The sequence below is a fragment of the Nocardia sp. XZ_19_369 genome (genome assembly GCF_015355715.1).
Classification (GTDB): domain Bacteria; phylum Actinomycetota; class Actinomycetes; order Mycobacteriales; family Mycobacteriaceae; genus Nocardia.
Genome location: NZ_JACVED010000009.1, coordinates 39,362 through 61,833, shown reverse-complemented (window position 1 = coordinate 61,833; position 22,472 = coordinate 39,362). Strand labels below are relative to the sequence as shown.

Below are 22,472 nucleotides of genomic sequence, written 5' to 3'. Positions count from 1 at the left end.
TCTCCGGCAACCAGGTGCGTGCCCAGCTGGTCAGGAAGACCGCCGCGCGGTCTGGTCCAGCTCAGCCGCAATGGCCTGCCGCAGTGCGGAATGCCGCGGACCGAGCGCGTATCGCTCGTCGCTCCAATTTTCGCGGGGGTACAGCCACACCGGCAGGTGCACTAAATCGACTGGTTCCCAATCGAATCGTGGCCATACGTGCGCATGCAGGAAGCTATCGGCGTTGCCTAGAATTTCCAGATTCACTCGCCGGAACGCCGGGTCCAGACTCGCGCAGGCCCGCTCGACGGCCTCGCCCAGCCGGTCCATGTCGGTCAGAAAGGCAATCCGTTTGGCCCTCGGCAGATCGGACAGCCGTTGCGCCTCCGGATCGTCGGTGAGCAATACCGAGTATCCCGGCAGGAACTGAACGTCGCCTATCACGGCAAACCCGGCGTCCAACCTCCGCAGCACAGTAGGGTTTTCGCCGCGCAGGGCGCTGCCGATGCGGTCAGTGCGAAAGTCTGCACTCATCGCGGATGAACCCAACCTTTCGGTGGCTTACGCGAGGCGGACTTCGGCGGTGGCGAGGCCGAAGATTTTGCGGCCTGCGGATTTTGCTACGAGGACGAGGACGGCGGAGCGGGTTTCGGGGTCGAGGGATTTGACGCGGGCGGTGAATTCGACGGTGCCGATGGAGCGGGCGTCGACGACGGTGTAGTTGGAGAGGCGGACGCCGTAGCGGGTCATGGCGCCCGGGTCGCCGAGCCAGTCGGTGAGGAAACCGGCGCCGAGGCCCATGGTGAGCATGCCGTGGGCGATCACGTCGGGCAGGCCGGTCAGGGTGGCGATGGCGTCGTGCCAGTGGATGGGGTTGGCATCGCCCGCGACACCGGCGTAGTTCACGAGGTCGCCGCGGGTGAGTTGGTTGGTGCGCGGCGGGAGTTCGTCGCCGACGGTGAGGTCCTCGAAGCGGATCGCGGTGCGCGGGAGCCGGGTTCGGGAGACCTCGGACAGGCTCGTGCTCGGCGCGGCGGTCCGGGTCGATTCGCCGGGGGTGCTCGAGGCGGGCGCGGCGCGGGAGGGGAGCTCGATGCCGTGCATGATCACCCGCTCGATCGCGTCGCCGATCCCGGCGGCGACGTCATTGCCGGTGATGCCCGCGACAGTGGTGTGCATGACCTGCACGACCCGCCCGGTCTGGTCGGTGAAGGTGTTCTTGATGGTGAGCAGATCGTTGCCCGCAATGCGGCGCACCGACGCGAGTTCGACATCGCTGATCAGCCGATCACCGGTGACCACCGGCTGGTACATCTCGAAGACCTGGTCGGTCTGCACGAACACGTCGTAACCGGTGATGACGGACTCGAAGAGCTTGCGGTTGGCCAGCATCGCGGGGATCGAGACGAACGTGGTCGGCGCGACCAAGCCGGCGTAGCCGAGCTCGTCGGCGGCGTCCTCGCTCCAGTGCGCGGGATGGAAATCCTGCACCGCACGCGCGTATTCGCGGATCTTCTCCCGGCCGACCTCGTAATAGTCGTCCGCACGATAGTGATGGCCGACCAGTGCGGCCACATCGAACGTCGCTTCCATCAAGCCGCTCCTCGCTGCAGATCCCCGCGCACATCGTAAACGGCCCACGCAGGACGGAACCCACTGGCGGTCAGTCGAGCCAGATCGCGAGTTCGTCGGCACGCGGATTGGACACGGCGTGGGAGCGTGGAGCGTCGAAGGTCATGACGGTCCGGGTACCCGCGTCGTAGGGGGCCCAGCAGGGATTACGTCCGTGCGCGAAATCGACCCAGACGTGGTGCATTTCGGAGGCGAGGGTTTGGGGCGGCACGTCGGTGCCGACCAGCATCGGTGTGCCCTCGGCGGTCAAGGTATCGAAGACGAAGGCGATTTCGAGGGCATGACAGGCGCGCAGATCCAGATGAGCAGTGGGCCAGGCGAATTCGTAGACATGCGCGGTGGCTGCTGCTTCGGCCAACCGGACTGCGGGGATCCGGAACGCCCAGTCGGTGAAAATGGCGGCCAGCAGGTCGCCCGGGCTCGCACCGGGTCGGTTGGCCGCATAGACGTCGGCGACGGCCGGGTCGAGTCCGCGGGAGGTCAGCGTTTTGGCGAGTAGTTCCGGGGTCAGCGTGGCGCTGAGTCCCGCAGGCGTCGTGAACAGGCGAAATTCGTCGGCGGTGCTGCCTACCATGAGCGGAATGCCGTCCGCAGCACCTCCCGCGATGGCGTCGAGGGGGAGTTGCGTGAGGCTGTGGCCGTCGATCGTGGGCACGAAAGCCATCTGCCCCAACCCTGCGGCAATGGAGGACTCGCCCCAGCGGCGAGGGAGCTGCTGGACCATGAAATCGAGCACCAGGTTTCGCTCCGCTTCGAGCACTACGGGGATACTGGCGTCTTCGGGAGCGGTCTCTAGACGCCCGACGAAATCGGCGCCTACGAGTCGCGCGTCCTCGAGCGTCGAGGCGACGTTTCCATGGCCGCTCTGAATGATCGCGCGCTGGAACAAACCCGTGGCCAAGGGCGAGGCGATCAGGGTGGCGACGCTCATGGCACCCGCGGATTCGCCGAAGATGGTGACTCGCTCTGGATCCCCGCCGAACGACGCGATGTTGTCGCGAACCCACTGGAGCGCGGCGATCTGGTCGAGTAGACCACGATTGGCCGGGCACCCGTCGATCGCCGCGAATCCGATGGCCCCGAGGCGATAGTTGATGCTGACCAGCACGACCCCATCACGAGCGAACGCGTGCCCGTCGTATACGGAGACAGCGCTGGAACCGAGCCGGAACCCCCCGCCGTGAATCCACACCATCACCGGCAGGCCCGTGGCCGTCGGATCGGGGGTCCACACATTGAGGTTCAGAAATTCGGGCCCGTCGATGATCGGGTTGTGCAAGATCGAGCGCAAGTGCTCCGGATAACCCACTTGCGGAGCGGTCGGCCCGAAGCTGGTCGCATCCCGTTCCCCATCCCAACTGGGCGCCGGGCCTGGCGCCTGAAACAGCGCCGCACCCAATGGCGCTGCCGCATAGGGTATTCCGAGGAACGCACGCACCGACCCGGTGGCATTGCCGCGGACTTTGCCCTGGGGTAGCGCGACTACTGACGCATGCATCAAGATTCCTCACCTCGCCGACGACACCTTGAACGTCTCACACCCGACCGGGTCACTAGGGTGGAATGATGCGGATCTTTCTGGCCGGCGCGACCGGCGTCATCGGAACACGGTTGGTCCCGCTGCTGGTAGAGGCCGGGCACGAGGTCGCGGGCATGACCCGATCGGCCGCCAAGGCCGGCCAGGTACGCGACGCCGGAGCGGTACCGGTGATCTGCGACGTCTACGATCTGGACGCGTTGACCGCGGCCGTCGTCGACTTCCGCCCCGACCTGGTGATGCACCAGCTGACCGATCTCCCCGACGACGCCACCCTGCTCCCGGAACGGGCCGAGGCGAACGCCCGCATCCGCACCGAGGGCACCCGCAACCTCATCGCCGCCGCCCGCGCCGCCGGAGCCAAGCGATTCCTGGCGCAGAGCATCGCCTGGGAACCGGCGGGCGGCCGCGGCCAGGTCATCCAGGACCACGAGGCGGCTGTCCTCGACATCGACGGTGTCGTCGTGAAGTACGGCCAGTTCTACGGCCCCGGCACCTATTACGAAGACCAGCATCCACCGCACCCCCGCGTGCACGTGTATGACGCTGCGGCACGGACGATTCCGCTGCTCGAGGCGTCGACAGGAGTGATCATCGTCGCCGACGCGGCGTAGGCGCATCGGGCATGTAGTGGTCTCCGCGCCCAGTCGGAGTGGAAGTGCGCGTTACCGGGGACCGTACGTGTTGAGGAACAGCACCGGCCCGGCACCGAAAAAGTTAGCGGTATCCAGGTGTAGTGCCGCGGCCAATGCCTTGGCGGTGTAGACGGTTTCGAGCTGGAGCCCGTCCTGCGCCGCGAGGGACTGCGCCTCGTGGGCGGCGGGGGTGGGGTGACCGTAGCCGGGGCCGAGCCAGTCCGTGGTGATGGTCAGGTCGTCGGGGCGTAGGCCGGTCGGCTCGAATCGTGCACCGCGCGACCGCAACAGCCGCTCCGCACGCGCGGCCAGGCGGACGATGTGCGGGGCATCGAGGGGGAGTGCGTCGTTCACTACGACGCCGACGACCCGGGTGCTGAGCCCGGCCAGCCGCAGACCCAGCGCCAAACCTGCTGCGGTGCCGCCTGATCCGACGGCTGTCACGATATGACTCGGCTCCGGCATCGCACCGGCAGCGATCTGCTCGGCCAGTTCGAGCGCCCCTTCGACATAGCCGAGCGCGCCGATCGGCGACGAGCCACCCACCGGCAGGTAGTAGGGCCGCTTACGGCCCCGCATGTGCCGCAGGTACAACCACGGAGCCGTCAGCAGGGTGCGCCGCTTGGTGTGCGTGAAATGCACTGTGGCGCCGGAGTTCTCCAGTCGCCGCAGTTGCACGCGGACATGGTCGTCCATCGGCTGGTCGACCAGCGCGAGCACGGTCTCGATGCCCTGCTCGCGGCCGTACAGTGCGGTGGCGAGCCCCCAGTTGGTGCCGGTGCCGCCGACGGTGAAGATCGTCCGTGCGCCGCGCCGATGCGCCTCGGGCAGTAGCCATTCGAGCTTGCGGACCTTGTTGCCGCCCCAGCCGCCGTCGCCGTAGCGACCGTCGTCCTTGCACCACAGCGGAGCTCCGGTGCCGACGTCGAGCCGTCGGATCGGGGTCGGCGCGGTACCGAGCCGCACGTACGGCAGCGAGTCGGTGAGGTCAGGAAAACGCTTGTGCAGCAATGCGTCCGACATGTCAGCTTCCTGTGGCAGGTCTCGTGATCGCCTCGGGGATGCCGAGCAGCGCGGCCTGCACCGCGTGCAGCCGGTCGACATCTCCGCTGATGCCTGCGACATTATCGTTGTACAGGAAGGCCTCGCCGAGGCGGACCAGCGCGTAGGCGAGCAGGTCCGGTTCGACCGGCGGCCGGTAGCCGTCCTCGCGCTCGGCCCGGGCGATGAGCTCGCGCACGGTGGTGACCACCAGCGGCTGCACCGGCCCGTCGCTGGCGGTGAGGATTCGCAGCCCGGACAGCGGCTCGTTCTCGAAGTACCGCCGGAACGGCACGTTGTCGGTCATCCAGCGATTCACCCGATACAGCACGTCGAGGATGCGCCGGGCCCCGGTCGAGCGCCGCCGGGCGTCGGCGCGGGTGAGCAGCGCGGCGAACTCGCCGGCCAGCACGGTGCCGAGCACCCCCTCGCGGGACCCGAACCAGCGATAGACCGAGGCGCGGCTGAGCCCGAGCTCGGCCGCGATGGCCTGGATGTCCACCCGTTCACCGGCCAGGAAGGCCTGCCGGGCCAGCGCGATGACCTGTTCGCGGGTCGCCGACGCCGGTCGTCCTGGTGGGCGGGTGGTTCGCTGGCTCGGGGTGGTCATCGAAAAATGGTACATCCTCCCAGGTGTGTACCGAATCAGAACCAGGCGTCGCGCATCTCGAGGGTGGTGGTGTCGAGGCGGGCGAGCAGATCCAATGCCGGGGCCGTCTTGGGCAGTTCGAAGCGGTAGAAATACCGCGCCGCGTGCCGCTTACCGTCGTAGAAGTCGCCGGTGTGCCCGGTGGCGGCCAGCAGCTGCTCGAGCCAGATCCAGGCCAGCACCAGATGGCCGAAGGCTTCGAGGTAGACCGAGCTGTTCGCCAGCGCGGCCTCGACGTCGCCGCCGGCGAACAATCCCGCGGTCACCTCGACCAGCCGCTGCCACGCCGCATCCAGCTGCTCGGCCAGCTCGGCCGCCTCGCCACCTGCCGCGCGGGCGGCGGTCACGGTGTTCTGCACCCGGCCGGCGAGGGCGATCAGACTCGCGCCGCCCTGCTGGGTTACCTTGCGCCCCAGCAGATCCAGGCCCTGGATGCCGTGGGTGCCCTCGTGGATCGGATTGAGGCGGTTGTCCCGGTAGTGCTGTTCGACGTTGTACTCGCGGGTGTAGCCGTAACCGCCGAGCACCTGGATGGCGAGGTTGTTCGCCTCCAGGCACCACTGCGACGGCCAGCTCTTGGCGATCGGGGTCAGGATATCGAGCAGCAGGGTGAGCGCCCGCTTCTCCTCGTCCGAGTCGGCGGTGTGCTGCTCGTCGACCAGCCGGGCGCAGTAGAGCACCAGCCCCAGCGCGCCCTCGGTGTAAGCCTTCTGCGCCAACAGCATTCGCTTGACGTCGGCGTGCTCGATGATCGGCCGCTGCGGCGCCGACGGGTCGGCGGGCAGCTTGGCCCGGCCCTGCGTGCGCGTGCGGGCGTAGTCGAGGGATTCGAGGTAGCCGGTGTAACCGAGCGCCGTCGCGACCAGGCCGACGCCGATGCGCGCCTCGTTCATCATGTGGAACATGTAGGACAGCCCGCGGTGCGGCTCGCCGACCAGGTAGCCGACGGCGCCCGCCGCGCCGCCCGGGGTCCAGCGGCCCTCGCCGAAGTTCAGCACGGTGTTGACGGTGCCGCGGAAGCCCATCTTGTGATTGAGTCCGGCCAGCGCGACATCGTTGCGTTCGCCGACCGCGCCGTCGTCGTCGACCAGGAACCGCGGCACGACGAACAGCGAGATGCCCTTGGTGCCCGCCGGGCCGCCGGGGATCTTCGCCAGCACCAGGTGCACGATGTTCTCGCCGAGTTCGTGATCGCCGCCGGAGATCCACATCTTGGTGCCGAACAGCCGGTAGGTGCCGTCGTCCTGCGGTTCGGCCCTGGTGACGATGTCGGCCAGCGACGAACCGGCCTGCGGTTCGGATAGGCACATCGTGCCGAAGAACCGGCCCTCCAGCATCGGGCGGACGAATCGCTCGGTGAACTCCGGCCCGGTATGGCTGAGCAGCAGGTTCGCGTTCGCGACGGTGAGGAACGAGTAGCCCGAGGTGCCGGGGTTCGCCGCCTGGAACCAGGCGTAGCCGGCCTGCGCGACGGTCACCGGCAACTGCGCGCCGCCCAGCTCGTAATCCATTGCCGCCGCGGGCAATCCGGCCTTGGCGAAGGCGGCCAGCGCCGTGGCCACCTCGGGAATGATGGTGACCCGTTCACCGTCGAAGGTCGGCTCGTTCGCATCGTTGAGTTTGTTGTGCGGCGCAAAGTATTTGGTGGCCAGCTGCTCGCTGAGCTCGAGCACGGCATCGAAGGTCTCGCGCGAATGATCGGCGTAGCGCCCACGTTTGGTGAGCTCCTCGACATTCAGCCACTCGTAGAGCAGAAAGTCGAGATCGCGCCGGGAAAGCAGCGTCGAACGCATCAGCCGTCCTTTCGAGACATGTGACGACCACTGTATCTTACGGTTCGCGGATGCAGTGGGCCGGCCATGGATCGAAGGTAGCGGACGGGAGGGGGCCTCGAGTCGAACTCGGATCAGCTGGTCACCCGTTCGATGTGGTCGGCGTGAACACCCCAGCCGGACAGCAGCTTTCGCACCTGTTCCGGATCGGAACTGAGCGGAGCGGGGACGTCGACCGGCGTGCGGTCGAACCGCGGCGCCGGCGCGGGCTGGAGTACGCCGTCGACCTCGATGAACGCGTTGCGGGCCTTGTTGTGCGGGTGCTCGTGCGCCTCCCACGGACTCAGCACCGGCGCGACGCAGGCATCCGAACCCGCGAAGATCTCGGCCCACTCGTCCCGGGTGCGCTCCTTGAACTTCGCGCCGAGCACCTCCTTGAGCTGCGGCCAGCCGTTCTTGTCGAGCTGGAACGGCAGCTCGGGGTCGTCGATACCGAGGATGGCGAGCATCTGGTTGTAGAACGGGATCTCCACGCAGCCGACCGCGAGGTACCGGCCGTCGGCGCACTCGTAGGTGTCGTAGAACGGTGCGCCACCGTCGAGCATGTTCTCGCCGCGCGGGAAGTTCCACAGGCCGAGATGGTGCAGCCCGTGCATGGACGCGGTGAACAGGGCGGAACCATCGACCATGGCCGCGTCGATCACCTGCCCCTTGCCGGACCGTTCCCGTTCGTACAGCGCGCCGAGCACGCCGAGCGCGAGCAGCAGGCCACCGCCCGCGTAGTCGCCGAGCATATTGGCCGGCGGCACCGGCGGCTCCCCGGCGCGGCCGACCAACCCGAGCGCGCCGGAGATCGCGATGTAATCGATGTCGTGCCCGGCGGTGCGGGCCAGCGGGCCGTCCTGTCCCCACCCGGTCATCCGGCCGTAGATCAGGCGCGGGTTGCGCGCGGCGAGCTCGGCGGGGCCGAAGCCGAGGCGTTCGGCGACACCGGGACGGAACCCCTCGATGAGCACGTCGGCATGGTCGGCGAGCGCGAGCAGTGTCTCCCGATCCGCTGGTTGCTTGAGATCCAGTGTGATGCAGTGCTTTCCGCGATCCAGCGGCCCCTCTGGCGAGACGATGCCCTCGCCGGGTGCGCCGCCACGGTCCACGCGCAGCACCTCCGCGCCGAGATCGGCCAGGATCATCGCGCCGAACGGGCCGGGCGCGAGACTGGCGATCTCGATGACTTTCACTCCGTGCAGTGGTCCCATGTCTCCGCTCTCTGTCGTCCTCGACGAGGGCACGCGGCCACGGCCGAATTCCGCCCGTCCGGATCGGTGTTCCCGAGGCTAGGCCGGTTGCGGGGTACGGCCAATGACCGTCGCGCTCGGAAGGGGGTGACCGTAGCGCTCATCTTTTCGCCTACGCCTCCCCACCGAGCAGTAACTCCAGCCGCGCAACGGCGACCGCCGACAGGTCGCCCATGTCGAGGTAGGTCGATATCCGGAGCAGCGCGACGGAGAGCAGGACCGCGCCGAGGATCTCGTTGTAGCGCAGCCGCCGGACCGGGCGGCCGGTGGCGGCTTCGTAGCGTGCGATGGTGTCCGCACGGGTCGGTGTGCCGGGCAGGCGCGGCTTGCCGAGGTATTCGCTGGACACCCAGTCGGTGAGCAGCAGCCAGGCGAGGTCGGACTCGGGGTCGCCGAGGTGGCCGACCTCCCAGTCCAGCGCGCCGATCACCGCGTAATCCTTGTCGTACAGCATGTTCGACAGCCGGGAGTCACCCCAGCAGAGGGCGAGGCATTCGGGGTCGTAGCGGTTGTCGCGGAGCCAGGTGATCGCCCGCTCGATGGTGTCGGGGATGTGCGGCGCCGCCCAGTGCACGGCCCAGTCGAGATAGCTGACGGCCTCTTCGACGGGGTGGTTGCCGAATCGGGGGAGGCGCAGGAAGTCCAGGCGCAGCGCCGCCGGATCGAGTTGGTGCAGCCGGGCCATGGTGTCGACGCAGCCCCACCACATGGTCGTTCGCTCGTGCGGCGCGGCCGCGAGGTACATGCCGGATTCGTGGTACGGCGGCACATCGCTCGGTGTCCGGCCGCCCTCGATGCGGTCCATGATCAGGTAGGGGCTGCCGAGGTCGGCGGTGCCGGTGTCGATCCAGCGCACCGTTGGCACCGGAATGCCGGTGGGCGCAAGGCGTTTCATCACGACGAACTGGCGGCGCAGATCGTAGTCGGGGAACAGGGGCACCTCGGGCGGTCGTCGGAACACCAGGCCCAGCGGTGCTTCCGCGCCATCGATACCCTCGACATCGAAAAGGTAAGTGTCGGAGGCGAAGCCCTGCTCCGCGCGCTGCCAACCGACGACGGTGGCCTGGTCGGCGTGCGGAATGCGCTGGCGGATCACCTTTTCCAGCAGCGGTGGTAGCTGTTCGGGGGTCGGACGTACGGTCATCGCGGTCACCATCCGGTGTAGCCGTAGCGCGGATAGCTACCCACGCAGACCATCTCGACCAGGCCGTGCCCGACCTGGTCGCCCATCCGTACCGTGCACAGAGTTTCGCTGAGCAGGCTGACCGGCCCGATCTGGTCGAGATCGGTGAGGTCGACGGTGAATCCGTCGCTGAACGCGGGGCCGCGCCACATGCCCGACGCGTAGCCGCGGTATTCGTTGTATCCGGCGAGACCGGGCCAGAAGCGGCAGCTGGGTTGCACCTCGAGGGTGGTGCTGGTGCGGTCGGCCTGGTGCACGGTGAAGGTGCCGCCGGATATCACCCGCAGGTCCGGCTCGAAGGTCAGCTCGTGCTCGACATCGATGATCGGCGTCGGGGCGCGGCCGGTGGCGAGCGGGTACAACACCTCGCCCTCGAACTGCCAGCGCTGTCCGGTGCTCGTCTCGCGCTGCGCGAAATGCACGAGCTGGTCGTCGAATTGGAAGATGCCCATGTAGTAGAGGACGCCGTCGGGTACCTCGGTGGGCTGTAGCCCCGGCCCCTCCTCCGGGCTGCCGCCGCCCGGACCGTGGCGCACGCCCCAGGAGTGGTCGCGGCCGAACCACCACTGCTCGGGGTCTATATCGATGCGCCTGCCGTCGAGTTCGATCCAGCCGGTGACGACGCCGTTCTGGTAGTAGCGCCTGGCGTCCTCACGCACCCGGCCGCGGGACCGATGGAACGCCGGTGTCTGCTCATAGGCGGGGAAGGTTCCGTGGAAGTCGAGGTGCAGGCTCAGCCCGTGCTCGTTGCCGCCCAACGTCGCTCGGGTGCCGAGCAGCGGTTCGGTGACCGCGTAGGTGTAAGGGCCGACCGTCCATGCGTCCAACGACGCACGGGGAGCGTGGAATTCGGTGGAGAGGCGGACCACCCGCGCCTGCTTGCCGCCGATGGTGACCATCGCGTAGGCGTCCATCACGTTGCGATTGGGGTAGCGGGCGAGGCCGGTCATCACGCTCACCTCACCGGAGGTGTCGAAGCCGTACATCACCACCCGCTCGGTCCAGCGCAGATCGCTCTGCGCCACATGGTCGAACGTGGTTGCCAGCTGGTGGCACAGCATTTCGTCGTCGGGTACGAGCACCGAACTTCCCTTCATAGAACTGATGCGGGTCAATATATTACGTTGCGCTTCGCAACGTATTTGTTTCGCCGATTCTCGCCCGGTACGCTGCGCCGTGTGACGTCCACCGACCCCGCCCGCTCCGCCGCGGGCCGCCCGCGCGACAGCCAGATCGACCATGCAGTGCTCGAAGCCACCCGCGCGCTGCTCGCCGAGCTCGGCTACCAGGACGTCACCATCGCCGCCGTCGCCCGCCGCGCCGGCGTCGGCACCGCGCCCATCTACCGCCGCTGGCCCGGCAAGGAGGCATTGATCGAGGACGCGGTCTTCGGCTCCGAAACCCTGTGGCTGCCAGCGGTAACCGAGGACCTGCACGCCGACCTGATCGCCTGGGCCCGCCTGTTTCTCGAACGGGTCGCCGAGCCTGCCACGCGCGCCGCCGTGCCCGGCCTGATCTCGGCATACCACCACGACCCCGCCCGCTACCGCGCACTACACGACCGCGCCGACCTCCCCGCCCGCAAAGCCCTCGCCGACCGGATCGCGTCCGCCATCCCCGAGGGTGCCGACGAATCCGCCACCGCCGACCTGGTTTTCGAGATCCTCGTTTCGCGCACCCTCATCCGTGGGGTGACACACGGCCTGGACGACGCCGAAACCTTCTGTCTCCGAACGGCCGACGCCCTGCACGCGATAATACGTGCCGGAACCTGACGGCGAGTCGCCTCGCGGAACCGGCTTCGGTGTCATAGTGATTCGATGGGTCGGCTTTGTGGCTTTGCCGCCATCGCCAGTGTTGTTTGTCTGTTCAGCATCTCGGCGTGCACGGACTCGTCCGCGCCGGAGGACACACCGACTGCCCAGCCGCCACCGGTCACCACTACGCGCGGTACAGATCAGGATCGAACCGTCCGCCTCGAATTCGGTGGAAAGCAGCGATCTTACGTAGTGCACACGCCGCCGCGTTACCAGGAGAGTGCCGCCCTGCCGCTGGTCGTTGCCATGCACTCCTACCCGGGTGACGCCGCCCAGATCGCCACCACCTCCGGCTTGAATGCCAAGGCGGACAAGGAGAACTTCCTCGTCGTCTACCCGGAGGGGTATTCCCGCGCGTACAACGCCTTGATCTGCTGCGGTACGGAAGACGACGTGGGTTTCATCCGGACGGTCGTCGCCGCGATGGTCGCCGAGTGGAAGGCGGATCCGAAGCGCGTCTACGCCACTGGTATGTCCAATGGTGGCGACATGTCTTTCAAGCTCGCGGTGGAACTACCCGGCACCTTCGCCGCCATCGCTCCGGTCAGCGGCGGCTTCATCGGCGCGAAGGCCGAGGAGGAGTCCTACAAACCTGCCGTACCGGTTTCGGTGATCACCTTCCTCGGTGGCCGGGACCGCTACAACGGCCAGTTCGAAACCGGAATCACACAGTGGCAGCAGCGACTTGCGTGCGCGCCCGCGGCACCGGCCGTTACCTCGGCCAAGGGGATCACCCGCACGACAGCCAGGTGCGGCGACGGCAGCGAGGTCCAGGTCTACCGGATTCCCGAGATGGGTCACGGGTGGGCAGGTGCGGCGCAGGGCACGCTGTCCGAGCCGGACGCCGGGGTGAACGCGACCGATCTGCTGTGGGAGTTCTTCGCGGCGCACTCGAAATGACCGCTGATCAGCCTTCGTTCGCCACCAGTTGGTGCGTGTGGGCGGCGGCGGCCGCTTCGGTGCGGGTGGCGACGCCGAGTTTGGTGAGGATGCGGGAAACGTGCACGCCCGCGGTGTTGCCGCTGATGAAGAGTTCGGCGGCGATCTGACGGTTGCTCAATCCCCTGGTGACCAGGCGTAGTACGTCGAGTTCGCGCGGGGTGAGGCCGAAGGTCGACGGGCTTGCGGTCGACGGTTCGGGCGACCGGTCGGCCAGGGTGAGTCCGGCTCGGTCGGCTGTCTGACGGACCGTCGCGAGCAGGGGAGTGGCGCCGAGATCGGCGGCGATAGTGGCGGCTTCGCGCAGGGCTGCTTTTGCCATGGGCCGGTTGCCTTCTGCCAGTTCGGATTCGGCGGCACCGAGGAGGCTGCGGGCCAGTTCGTAGGGCTGATTCAATGCTCGCCAGGCTGATACGGCTTCGGGCCACGCGGCGGTGCGGTCGGCGCGATGGGCGGCGTCGACGGCAGTGGTGACCGGCAGGGAGTCGGCGATCGAGTCGAGATCTATTGGTACTGCATCGATTCGGGCTGCGAGGGCGAGCAATGGCCACACTTCGTGATGGTGTGCGGCGAGGTCGTCGGCGGACAGGGTCTCGACGGCGATCTCGGCCGCGCGGTGTGTCTGACCGAGAGCGAGTGCGGTCGCGCACTGCACGGTGCGTAGTTGGATCTGGTACTGCCGTGCCCACGGTCCGTCGCTCAACAGACCGGCGGCGGTGTTCGCGCTGGTATCCGCGGCGGTCGAATCACCCTGCGCCAGCACAATTCTGGCGTGCGAGAGCAGCAGAGCCGCCTTACTGAGCGGCGGCAGGTGGTCGGTCAGAGATTCATCGATGAGGGTGAGCGCTTCCGGCCATCGGCCGAGCGCGGTCAGCGCCTGCGCCCATTTGACCAGCAGAATAGGACTGGCCTCGGCGAAGCGGAAGGTTTCGTGGGCAGCCCGCAGGCCCTGCTGGATCGCCGCGATCGCCGCCGCGTAATCCCCCGCCGCGACGAGCACCGCCGATTCCCACAGCACCACACTGAGCAGCGTCTGCGCGTCCGCCGCCGCAGTCGCTGCGGCGTGAGCTTTCTCGAAACAGGCGACGGAACTGTCTGGTTGCGCAGGGACGCTGTCGGGCTGCTTGGTGCCATTACCGGTTCGGGCAGCGGTGCTGTCGGTTCGGGTCGCGGTGCTGGTGGATCGGGCGGTCGCGCTGTCGGGTCGGGCGGTGGCGCTGGCGAATTGGGTGGTGGCGCTGGCGGGGCGGGTGATGGCGCTGGTGGATCTGGCGGTGGCCAGCCCGAGGTAGGCGTAAGCGCGGGCGGCCAGGGGCATGGCGCCGAGCTGTTCGGCCACCTCGACGGCGGCCAGCGCGTTGCATCCGGCCTCGGCCGCGTCGCCGCTGAAGACCTGGGCGGCGGCGAGCTCGGCCAGCACCTCGCCGCGCAGGAGGGTTGGCGGGCGCGTGGGAAGCAACGCTGAGGCGCGTACCAGATCGTCGCCACATCCCTTGCCGCTCTGATTCTTCAGGGTGGCCCGCCGGTAGAACAGCCGGGCGGCGTGCTCCGGCGCGTTGCCGGTATCCACCAGCGGCAGCGCTTCGTCAGCAGCTGCTATGCCGCGTTCGACGATGCCGCCGAGATAGCAGGTCTCGACGACCTGCTCGAGCACCTGGAGCCGATCGACGGCAAGACGTTCGGCGGCATCCGGCACGCTGTCCCAGAGTTCGAGGACTCGATCGAGATGGTGCAGCCGTTCAGCGTGCGCGCCTGCGCTTTCCACCGCCGCCCTCCAAGAGGCGCCGAGTGCCAGCGGCAACTCACCGGCGGCATGTGCGTGATAGGCCAGTGCGGCGGTGCTCGATGTTTCAGCATCGCCGGTAAGCACTTGGGAAAGCCGGGCGTGCAGGCGTTTCCGTTCTGCGGGCAGCAGGTGGTCGTAGACGGCGTCGCGAATCAGCATGTGCCGGAACTCGTACCCGGTGTCGTCCGCAGTGAGGAGCTGCTGATCGATCAGCTGACGAAGCGCGCGATGCAAGGCGTCCTGGTCGAGTTCGGTGGCCGATTCGAGCAACGTGTGCCGCACCGGCGACCCCGCAACCGCGGCAAGCCGCAGCAGCGCTTGCGTCTCCGGCGGCAGCGTGGCCTGATAGCCCAGCAACAACTCGGACAGATCGGCGGGCGTGTCCTCGGGCGACGTGCTGAGCGCCTCGACGAACAACGGAATCCCTTTGCTGCGCTCATAGATTCGCGCGATAGTTCCCGGCTCGGGTTCGCGACCGTACAGCGCGGCCAGCTGCCTGCCCACCTCGTGCCGGTTCAGCGGCTCCGGAACGACCAGCCGCACACCAGGATCCCGCCGCAGCCCCGCGACCAGTCTGCGCGTCGCGGCCGAATTAGCGGGACGATAGGTACCCACCAGCAGCAGATCGCGCTGCGCCGAATTCGCGACCAGGAACGCCAGCAGTTCCCGACTCGAATCATCGGCCCAGTGCAGATCCTCCAGCACGACGACCACGGGCCGGCCCACCGCGAGCTGCTCCAGCACGGTAAGGATCTCCCCGAACAACCGAATCCGATCGGCCTCCCCCTCGGCCGACCCGGCGCGCGCCGCCAGCTCGGGCAACCACCGCGCCAACGCCGGCCGGACCACCGGAAGCAACATGGCCAGCCGATCCACCCCGAGCTCCCGCACCACCGCGCGCAGCACCGACACGAACGGCGCATACGGCACACCATTGCCGAATTCGGGACACCGCCCGGTCAACACCACCGTGTCCGCGCTGAGCCGCGAGGTGAACTCGGCGACCAACCGGGACTTGCCGAGTCCGCCTTCCCCGGCGATCAGCACGGTATGCACCGCCGGATTCTGATAGGTCGCCAGCAGCGCCGACACTTCCGCGGCCCGCCCGACGAAGGCACCGCAGACTGGAAGGCTCACCACCCCGCGATCATGCACGGACCACGCGGTTTGTGCCAACCCCGTAAAGACCTTTGTCCTCACCGATATAACGAATTCTTGTGATTCGCATGCCCCCTCGTTACCCGAAGTATTAATGGCATGACAAGCACCGAGATCCGCCCCTTCCGCATCGAGATCCCGCAGGCCGCCCTCGACGATCTGCACGACCGGCTGGCCCGCACCCGCTGGACCGACGACCTGCCCGGCACCGGCTGGGAGCGCGGCGTGCCGACCGCCTACCTGAAGGACCTGGCCGACTATTGGGCGGCGGAATTCGACTGGCGCGCCATCGAAGCCGAACTGAACAAGCACCCGCAGTTCATCACCACCATCGACGGGCAGAGCGTGCATTTCCTGCACATCCGCTCCGCCGAGGCCGACGCCATCCCGCTGCTCCTGCTGCACGGCTGGCCCAGCTCAGTGGTCGACTTCCTCGACGTGATCGGCCCGCTCACCGACCCGAAGGCCCACGGTGCGCCCGACGCACCCGCTTTCGATCTGGTCATCCCGTCGCTGCCGGGGTATGGCTTCTCCGGCCCGGTCACCGAGGCGGGCTGGCACGACGACCGCGTCGCCGCCGCACTGGCCGAACTGATGGCGCGGCTCGGTTATGACCGGTACGGGGTGCAGGGTGGCGACCACGGCGCGTTCATCGCACCGCGGCTCGGCCGGGTGGACGCCGACCATGTGCTCGGCGTGCACGTCAACGCGCTGGTCACCTTCCCGAGCGGTGACCCGGGCGATATGGCCGCGCTGACCGAGGCCGAACGGCAGCGGCTGGGCCGGATGAAGCAGTTCCAGGACGACGGCGCGGCCTACATGAACCTGAAGGGCTCCCGCCCGAACACGATTGCGCAACTGGTAGCCGACTCACCGGCCGGGCAGCTCGGCTGGATCGTGGAGAAGTACAAGGAGTGGGTCGACCAGTCGCACGAACTGCCCGAGCAGGCGATCGACAAGGACCGCATCCTGGCCAACGTCAGCATCTATTGGTTCACCGAGACCGCGCGCAGCGTAGCCAATTTCTACTATGAGCGGTTCCACGACACGAGCATGTTCGCCCCCGCGTCGAAGGGCACCGTGCCGACGGGCGTGGCGGTATTCAAGGACGGCGACTACGCCATCCGGCGCTTTGCCGAGAAGGCGCACAACATCACGCACTGGTCGGAGTTCTACTCCGGCGGCCATTTCCCGGCCCTCGAGGTGCCCGACCTGCTCACCGGCGATATCCGGGAGTTCTTCCGCTCGCTGAGCTGAAGCACGAAAGAGGAAGGGGCAGGCAGCAATCCGCTGCCTGCCCCTTGATCGGTTCGTTCAGTCGAGACCCGACAGCCGGGCGAGGATGGTGGCCGCCATCGCCGCCGGATCGCCGTCGTCGGGACGCAGCACGAGTTCGGCCTCGGTGGGCGACTCGTACGGGTCATCGATACCGGTGAAGCCGCGGATCTCGCCCGCACGAGCCTTGGCGTACATGCCCTTCGGATCCCGGGCCTCGCAGATATCCAGGGGCGTGTCGACGAAGACCTCCACGAACGGGATGCCCGCCGCCAGGTGGGTCGCACGGACGCGGTCTCGGTCGGCGCGGTACGGGCTGATCAACGAAACCACCGCGACCACACCGGCTTCGGCGAAGAGCCGGGCCACCTCACCGACCCGGCGCACGTTCTCCACCCGGTCGGCGGCGCTGAAGCCGAGGTCGGCATTCAGTCCGTGCCGCAGGTTGTCCCCGTCGAGCAGGAAGGCGGGACGGCCCGCCGCGACCAGTCGGCGTTCGAGTTCCACTGCGACGGTCGACTTTCCCGAACCGGACAGGCCGGTAAGCCACACCGTGAGGCCACGGGTCGCCCGTTCGTCCCGCCCAACCGCGGTGGAATGCCAGACCACCCGCGAGGACGGCAGGCTCGGGCCGGTGATCATGCCTGCGCCGACGGTGTTGTTGGTGGTGTCGTCGACCAGGATGAAGCTGCCGGTGAACCGATTACGCCGATACGGATCGAACAGCAGCGGCTGCCGGGTGCGCAGCTGGACGCGGCCTATCTCGTTGAGCGACAACGACTCCGCCTGCTCGTCCCGGTGCAGGGTATTGACGTCGAGCCGGTAGTCCAGCGTGCGCACCTCGACGGTGGCGGTGCGGGTGGTGTGCCGGATGGTGTAGGTGGCACCCGGGGTCAGTTGTGACTCGTCGGCGAACCAGCAGACCATCGCGTCGAGATCGCGTCCGGCGGTGGGACGGTTGTTCGGGCGGCAGATCATGTCGCCGCGGGACACGTCGAGGTGGTCGGCGAGCTGCATGGTCACCGCCTGTGGCGGAAAGGCTTCCGTGACCGGCTTGCCGCCCGGACCCCAGATGGCCTCGACGGTGGTGGTGAAACCCGAAGGCAGCACCGCGACCTCGTCGCCGGGCTTGAACACGCCGCCCGCCACTGTGCCCGCATACCCACGGAAATCCTGTGCGTGACTGCGGGTTACGTACTGCACCGGGAACCGCGCGTCGATGAGATTGCGGTCGGAGGCGATGTGCACCTCTTCGAGGTGATGCAGCAGGGGAGTGCCCTCGTACCAGGGCATGCTCGCGCCGCGGTGCACGATGTTCTCCCCGTCCAGCGCCGACATCGGCACGAAGGTCAGGTCGAAGATGTCGAGTTTCGAAGCGAACTGGGCGAATTCGGTACGGATCTCCTCGAACCGGGCCTGCGACCAGTCCACCAGGTCCATCTTGTTGACACACAGCACCAGGTGCGGAATGCCGAGCAGGCTGGCCAGGAAGGCATGCCTGCGGGTCTGCTCCACCACGCCCTTGCGCGCGTCGACCAGGATCAACGCGAGGTCGGCGGTGGACGCGCCGGTCACCATGTTCCTGGTGTACTGGATGTGGCCGGGGGTGTCGGCGATGATGAATTTGCGTCGGGGCGTGGCGAAGTAGCGATGGGCCACGTCGATGGTGATGCCCTGTTCGCGTTCGGCGCGCAGTCCGTCGGTGAGCAGGGCCAGGTTCGGGTAGTCGTCGCCGCGGTCGCGGCTGGTCCGCTCCACGGCGGCGAGCTGGTCGGTGAAGATCGTCTTGGAATCGAAGAGCAGCCGGCCGATGAGGGTCGATTTGCCGTCGTCGACGCTGCCCGCGGTGGCGAGACGCAGCAGTGTTGCGGTCATCAGAAGTAGCCCTCTCGTTTGCGATCTTCCATGCCCGCCTCGGAGATTCGATCGTCGGCGCGGGTGGCGCCACGCTCGGTGACCCGGGCCGCGGCCACCTCGGTGACCACCTCGGCGGGGGTGGCCGCGGTCGACTCGACGCAGCCGGTGCAGGTGGCGTCGCCGACCGTACGGAAGCGCACCGTCGTCTCGTGCGGCTGTTCGCCGTCGAGGAGCTGCAGGAAGCGGGTGTGCGCCAACAGCATTCCGTCGCGCTGCACCACCGGGCGGCGGTGCGCGTAGTAGAGCGGTGGCAGGTCGATGCTCTCGGCGGCGATGTAGGTCCAGATGTCGAGCTCGGTCCAGTTGGACAGCGGGAACACCCGAATATGCTCGCCCGCACGGTGTTTGCCGTTGTAGAGGTTCCACAGTTCCGGTCGCTGGCTGCGCGGATCCCACTGGCCGTACTCGTCGCGGAAGCTGAACACCCGCTCCTTGGCGCGGGCCTTCTCCTCGTCGCGGCGCGCGCCACCGAAGACCGCGTCGAAGCCGCCCTCCTGGATCGACCGCAGCAGCGTGGTGGTCTGCAATCGGTTGCGGGAGGCGCGCGGTCCGGTCTCCTCGACCGCCCGGCCCGCGTCGATGTCGTCCTGCACGCTGCCGACCACCAGCCGCAGCCCGAATCGCGCGACCGTCTCGTCGCGGAAGGCGATCACCTCATCGAAGTTGTGTCCGGTATCGATGTGCAGCACCGGGAACGGCAGCGGCGCCGGCCAGAAGGCCTTGGCCGCCAGGTGCAGCATCACCACCGAGTCCTTGCCGCCGGAGAACAGCAACACCGGACGTTCGAAAGTTGCCGCTACTTCACGGAATATATGTGCCGACTCGGCCTCGAGCACGTCCAGATGGGGCAGCTCGTAGGTGCTCGCCGTCGACTTCGCGTACTGGCTCACACCGCAAAACTAGAACACGTTTCGGTCGTTGGCAACAGCTCGCCGGGGCTGCGGGCAGGTTTGCGCCCGCCCGAGGCGGCGGTCACCGCGTCCGCCGCCGCGACCAGAGCTGTTCCGCGCCGGTCGATTTCGGCACCGGTGATGGACGCGCCGACATACATGGTCAACACCATGTTCTGCCTGCCGTCGCCGCCGTAGGTCGGCGCGGCGAGCAGGCTGACGGGGTGCTCCTTGCGTGGCCGCAGATCCGTGCCGAGGTACACCCGCTCGCCGAGGCTTGTGACCAGTTCGCCGACCAGTTCGCGCAGCTCATCGGGCAGATCGTGGGCGGCGAAACCGGCCAGCATGGAGTACAGCCTGCGGCCCGCCGCGGTCAGGCTCTCCACCAGGTAGCCGCGCTCGCGGCATTCGGCGACCACCTGCCGCAGCCGCGCCTCGTCCTGCTGCAGCGGCACCGTGGAGGGCTTGGCCAGCCAGGCGTCGAACGCCGCGTCGGTGTCCCACAGCACGTACATCAGGCCGACCGGCGGCGCGAAGTGGTAGGCCGCGCCGACCTTGACCATCCCCGGCCCGGTGCTCTCCAGGACCATGATCTGCTCGCCGACCACGGCGGACGCGGTGCAGGTGGTGCGGTATCGCGCGGTGAGTCGCTCCAGCTCGGCGCGGGCGAGCGCGGAGATGGCGAAGCTGTCCTGGGCGACCCGGCCCGCGGCGATGAGCGCGGGTCCGAGGCCGTAGGTCAGCGTGTCGGCGTCGCGCACCAGGTAGCCGCCCGCGGTGAGCTCGGTGAGGATGCCGAGGCAGGTCGGTTTCGCCAGGTCGAGCGCCCGGGCGAGCTCGGACAGGCCGAAGCGCTTGCCGCGCTGCTCGACGAGGAAATCCAGTACCTGCACCACCCGCACCGTGGGTGCGGATCTACGGCCGACCATTGACCACTCCTAGAACACGTTCTAATCTTGCCTCACACCGAATGTACCAGAGCGGTACATATTTGGAACACCGCGCCCGATCCACTGGAGACCCTTTGCTGACACAGCCGTTCGCGGATGCCATCGCCGCCGCCGAGCAGATCATCACCGGAGCCGCGCACATCCGCACCGAGCAGGACCTCGTCGAGGGCTACGACTATCTGGCGGGCAGCATTCGCGCCGCCTTACAGATGGCGTGGGCCTACGAGCGGGACTTCCCGTTCTTCGTCCAGTCCACCGGGCCGTACACGAAGATGGGCCTGGACAACCCGGATACGCTCTACTACCACTCGTATCTGCGCCCGGACGCCGAGTACGTGGTCACCGGAAAGCGCGGCACCACCAGGGATTTGAGCTTCCAGGTGCTGAACGGAAACTACTCGCCGGTGGATGTGCCGGACAGCCTCACCGCCTTCGACGACCGCGCCCTGGAAGTCGGGCCCGATGGTTCCTACGAACTGCGCCTCGGCCCCGGCGAAGCCCGGCCGGGCTATGTGCACCTCGCCGCCGACTCCGCCATGCTGGTGGTCCGGGAGGTCTACAGCGACTGGGCCGTCGAGAAGCCGGGCACGATCCGGATCGCGCGGGTCGACGGCATCGGTGACGCACCGCCGCCGCTGACGAAAGACCAGCTGACCAAGCGCTACGGCGTCGCGGGCAAGATGCTGATCTCCCGGATCAAGACCTTCTTGGCCTTCCCGGAGTGGTTCTACCTGAACCTGCCGGTGAACACGATGACCGAACCCCGGTCCACGCCGGGCGGTCTCACCACGCAGTTCTCCTCGGCCGGTCACTACGAGCTGACCGACGACCAGGCGATGATCATCACCGTGCCGAAATCCGATGCGCCGTATCAGGGTTTCCAGCTCGGCAGCATGTGGTACCTGTCGCTGGACTACATCAATCACCAGACCAGCCTCACCGCCGACCAGGCACACGTGGACCCCGACGGCATGATCCGGCTGGTGGTCAGCGAGCGAAACCCCGGGCTGGCGAACTGGATCGAACGCACCGGGCACGACCGCGGCTATCTCCAGTTCCGCTGGCAGCGGCTGGCGCGCGAGATGAAGCCCGAGGACGGGCCGACCGTCGAGGTGGTGACGGTCGATGAACTGGCGCAGCGCCTGCCGTTCTACGACCAGGCGCGCGTCACGCCGGACCAATGGCGCGCACGAATCGCGGTACGGCAGGCCGCCGTCGCGGAGAGGATGCTCGGCTGATGTTGTTGCAGGACAAGGTTGTTGTGGTCTCCGGGGTGGGCCCCGGGCTCGGTCGCGCCATCGCGGTGCAGAGCGCGAAGGCGGGCGCCGATGTGGTGCTCGCGTCCCGGACCGAATCGCGGCTCACCGAGGTGGCCAAGGAAATCACCGAGCTCGGCAGGCGCGCGGTCGTCGTGCCGACCGACATCAACGACGAAGCGGCCGCGGCGAATCTGGTGGAGGCCGCGCACAGTGCGTTCGGCCGGGTGGACACCCTGGTGAACAACGCCTTCGCGATTCCGCCGATCGTTGACCTCGCCGACGTGGACCTGGATCAGGTGCGCGCCGGGTTCGAGACCAATGTGCTTGCGGCGCTGCGGTTGACGCGGCTGTTCATCCCCGCGCTGGACGAAACCAACGGCTCGGTGGTGATGATCAACTCGGCGGTGCTGCGGCATTCCCGGCGTACCTTCGGGCCCTACAAGATGGCCAAGGCCAGCTTGCTCGCGTTGGCGCAGAGCCTGGCCACCGAGCTCGGGCCGCGCGGCATCCGGGTGAACACCATTGCCCCCGGCTACATCTGGGCCGACAACCTGAAGTGGTACTTCAACTACCTCGCCGAGCAGCGCGGCATCACCGCCGAGGCGGTCTACGCCGAGACGGCGAAGACCATCGACCTGCGCAAGCTGCCCGAACCCGACGAGATCGCCGACGCCGTGGTGTTCTTCGCCTCGCCGATGGCGCGCGCGATCACCGGGGCCTGTCTGGATGTCAACGGCGGCGAATACCACCACTGATCG

General features: G+C 67.8%; 19 protein-coding genes. 6 read left to right on the top strand and 13 right to left on the bottom strand.

Going from position 1 to position 22,472, the window contains the following annotated elements; all coding sequences use genetic code 11:
* Positions 1-30: 30 nt before the first annotated feature.
* The 3 genes from IBX18_RS30915 to IBX18_RS30905 all read right to left on the bottom strand — a co-directional run bounded on the left by IBX18_RS30915 (position 31) and on the right by IBX18_RS30905 (position 3,109).
* Positions 31-513 (bottom strand): diadenosine tetraphosphate hydrolase, encoded by a 483-nt coding sequence (locus IBX18_RS30915; protein WP_194837042.1) that lies wholly within the window; start codon positions 511-513, stop codon positions 31-33.
* A 27-nt stretch (positions 514-540) separates the two neighbouring features.
* Positions 541-1,572: a fused (3R)-hydroxyacyl-ACP dehydratase subunits HadA/HadB gene (locus IBX18_RS30910; RefSeq protein WP_194837041.1), complete on the bottom strand. Its 1,032-nt coding sequence runs from the start codon at positions 1,570-1,572 to the stop codon at positions 541-543.
* Positions 1,573-1,642: 70 nt separating this feature from the next.
* On the bottom strand, positions 1,643-3,109 hold the full coding sequence (locus tag IBX18_RS30905; protein WP_194837040.1) for a carboxylesterase/lipase family protein: 1,467 nt from the start codon (positions 3,107-3,109) through the stop codon (positions 1,643-1,645).
* 68 nt (positions 3,110-3,177) lie between these two features.
* On the opposite strand from IBX18_RS30905, the gene IBX18_RS30900 reads away from it, so the two are divergent.
* Positions 3,178-3,762, top strand: a complete 585-nt coding sequence (locus IBX18_RS30900) for an NAD(P)-dependent oxidoreductase (protein WP_194837039.1) — start codon at positions 3,178-3,180, stop codon at positions 3,760-3,762.
* 51 nt (positions 3,763-3,813) lie between these two features.
* On the opposite strand, the gene IBX18_RS30895 is transcribed toward IBX18_RS30900, so the two are convergent.
* The 6 genes from IBX18_RS30895 to IBX18_RS30870 all read right to left on the bottom strand — a co-directional run bounded on the left by IBX18_RS30895 (position 3,814) and on the right by IBX18_RS30870 (position 10,805).
* On the bottom strand, positions 3,814-4,806 hold the full coding sequence (locus tag IBX18_RS30895) for a 1-aminocyclopropane-1-carboxylate deaminase/D-cysteine desulfhydrase (protein WP_194837038.1): 993 nt from the start codon (positions 4,804-4,806) through the stop codon (positions 3,814-3,816).
* Between the two features lies 1 nt (position 4,807).
* Positions 4,808-5,434: a QsdR family transcriptional regulator gene (locus IBX18_RS30890; protein WP_228542084.1), complete on the bottom strand. Its 627-nt coding sequence runs from the start codon at positions 5,432-5,434 to the stop codon at positions 4,808-4,810.
* 35 nt (positions 5,435-5,469) lie between these two features.
* On the bottom strand, positions 5,470-7,266 hold the full coding sequence (locus IBX18_RS30885; protein WP_194837036.1) for an acyl-CoA dehydrogenase: 1,797 nt from the start codon (positions 7,264-7,266) through the stop codon (positions 5,470-5,472).
* Positions 7,267-7,379: 113 nt separating this feature from the next.
* Complete coding sequence (locus IBX18_RS30880) at positions 7,380-8,501, bottom strand: CaiB/BaiF CoA-transferase family protein (RefSeq protein WP_194837035.1); 1,122 nt, start codon at positions 8,499-8,501, stop codon at positions 7,380-7,382.
* Positions 8,502-8,652: 151 nt separating this feature from the next.
* Positions 8,653-9,684 (bottom strand): phosphotransferase family protein, encoded by a 1,032-nt coding sequence (locus tag IBX18_RS30875; protein WP_194837034.1) that lies wholly within the window; start codon positions 9,682-9,684, stop codon positions 8,653-8,655.
* A 5-nt stretch (positions 9,685-9,689) separates the two neighbouring features.
* Complete coding sequence (locus IBX18_RS30870; protein WP_194837033.1) at positions 9,690-10,805, bottom strand: hypothetical protein; 1,116 nt, start codon at positions 10,803-10,805, stop codon at positions 9,690-9,692.
* A 96-nt stretch (positions 10,806-10,901) separates the two neighbouring features.
* On the opposite strand from IBX18_RS30870, the gene IBX18_RS30865 reads away from it, so the two are divergent.
* Positions 10,902-11,498, top strand: coding sequence for a TetR/AcrR family transcriptional regulator (locus tag IBX18_RS30865; protein WP_306796496.1), 597 nt, complete (start codon positions 10,902-10,904; stop codon positions 11,496-11,498).
* A gap of 45 nt (positions 11,499-11,543) precedes the next feature.
* Positions 11,544-12,440, top strand: coding sequence for a PHB depolymerase family esterase (locus IBX18_RS30860; protein WP_194837031.1), 897 nt, complete (start codon positions 11,544-11,546; stop codon positions 12,438-12,440).
* Between the two features lie 7 nt (positions 12,441-12,447).
* On the opposite strand, the gene IBX18_RS30855 is transcribed toward IBX18_RS30860, so the two are convergent.
* A complete protein-coding gene (locus IBX18_RS30855) occupies positions 12,448-15,405 on the bottom strand; it encodes a helix-turn-helix transcriptional regulator (RefSeq protein ID WP_194837030.1) in 2,958 nt (985 codons plus the stop codon).
* Positions 15,406-15,522: 117 nt separating this feature from the next.
* Between IBX18_RS30855 and IBX18_RS30850 the strand changes: the two genes are divergently transcribed.
* Positions 15,523-16,680 (top strand): epoxide hydrolase family protein, encoded by a 1,158-nt coding sequence (locus tag IBX18_RS30850; protein ID WP_194837029.1) that lies wholly within the window; start codon positions 15,523-15,525, stop codon positions 16,678-16,680.
* 57 nt (positions 16,681-16,737) lie between these two features.
* On the opposite strand, the gene cysC is transcribed toward IBX18_RS30850, so the two are convergent.
* Genes cysC through IBX18_RS30835 form a run of 3 tightly spaced genes read right to left on the bottom strand, consistent with a single transcriptional unit; the run spans position 16,738 to position 20,434 of the window.
* Complete coding sequence (cysC, locus tag IBX18_RS30845) at positions 16,738-18,573, bottom strand: adenylyl-sulfate kinase (protein WP_194837028.1); 1,836 nt, start codon at positions 18,571-18,573, stop codon at positions 16,738-16,740.
* A complete protein-coding gene (gene cysD, locus IBX18_RS30840; RefSeq protein WP_194837027.1) occupies positions 18,573-19,505 on the bottom strand; it encodes a sulfate adenylyltransferase subunit CysD in 933 nt (310 codons plus the stop codon). The genes cysC and cysD overlap by 1 nt, the downstream gene beginning before the upstream one ends.
* Positions 19,502-20,434, bottom strand: a complete 933-nt coding sequence (locus IBX18_RS30835; RefSeq protein ID WP_194837026.1) for a helix-turn-helix domain-containing protein — start codon at positions 20,432-20,434, stop codon at positions 19,502-19,504. The genes cysD and IBX18_RS30835 overlap by 4 nt, the downstream gene beginning before the upstream one ends.
* Positions 20,435-20,529: 95 nt before the next feature.
* On the opposite strand from IBX18_RS30835, the gene IBX18_RS30830 reads away from it, so the two are divergent.
* Positions 20,530-21,693: a hypothetical protein gene (locus IBX18_RS30830; RefSeq protein WP_194837025.1), complete on the top strand. Its 1,164-nt coding sequence runs from the start codon at positions 20,530-20,532 to the stop codon at positions 21,691-21,693.
* Complete coding sequence (locus tag IBX18_RS30825; protein ID WP_194837024.1) at positions 21,693-22,469, top strand: SDR family oxidoreductase; 777 nt, start codon at positions 21,693-21,695, stop codon at positions 22,467-22,469. Before IBX18_RS30830 ends, IBX18_RS30825 begins: the two co-directional genes overlap by 1 nt.
* Positions 22,470-22,472 lie beyond the last annotated feature (3 nt).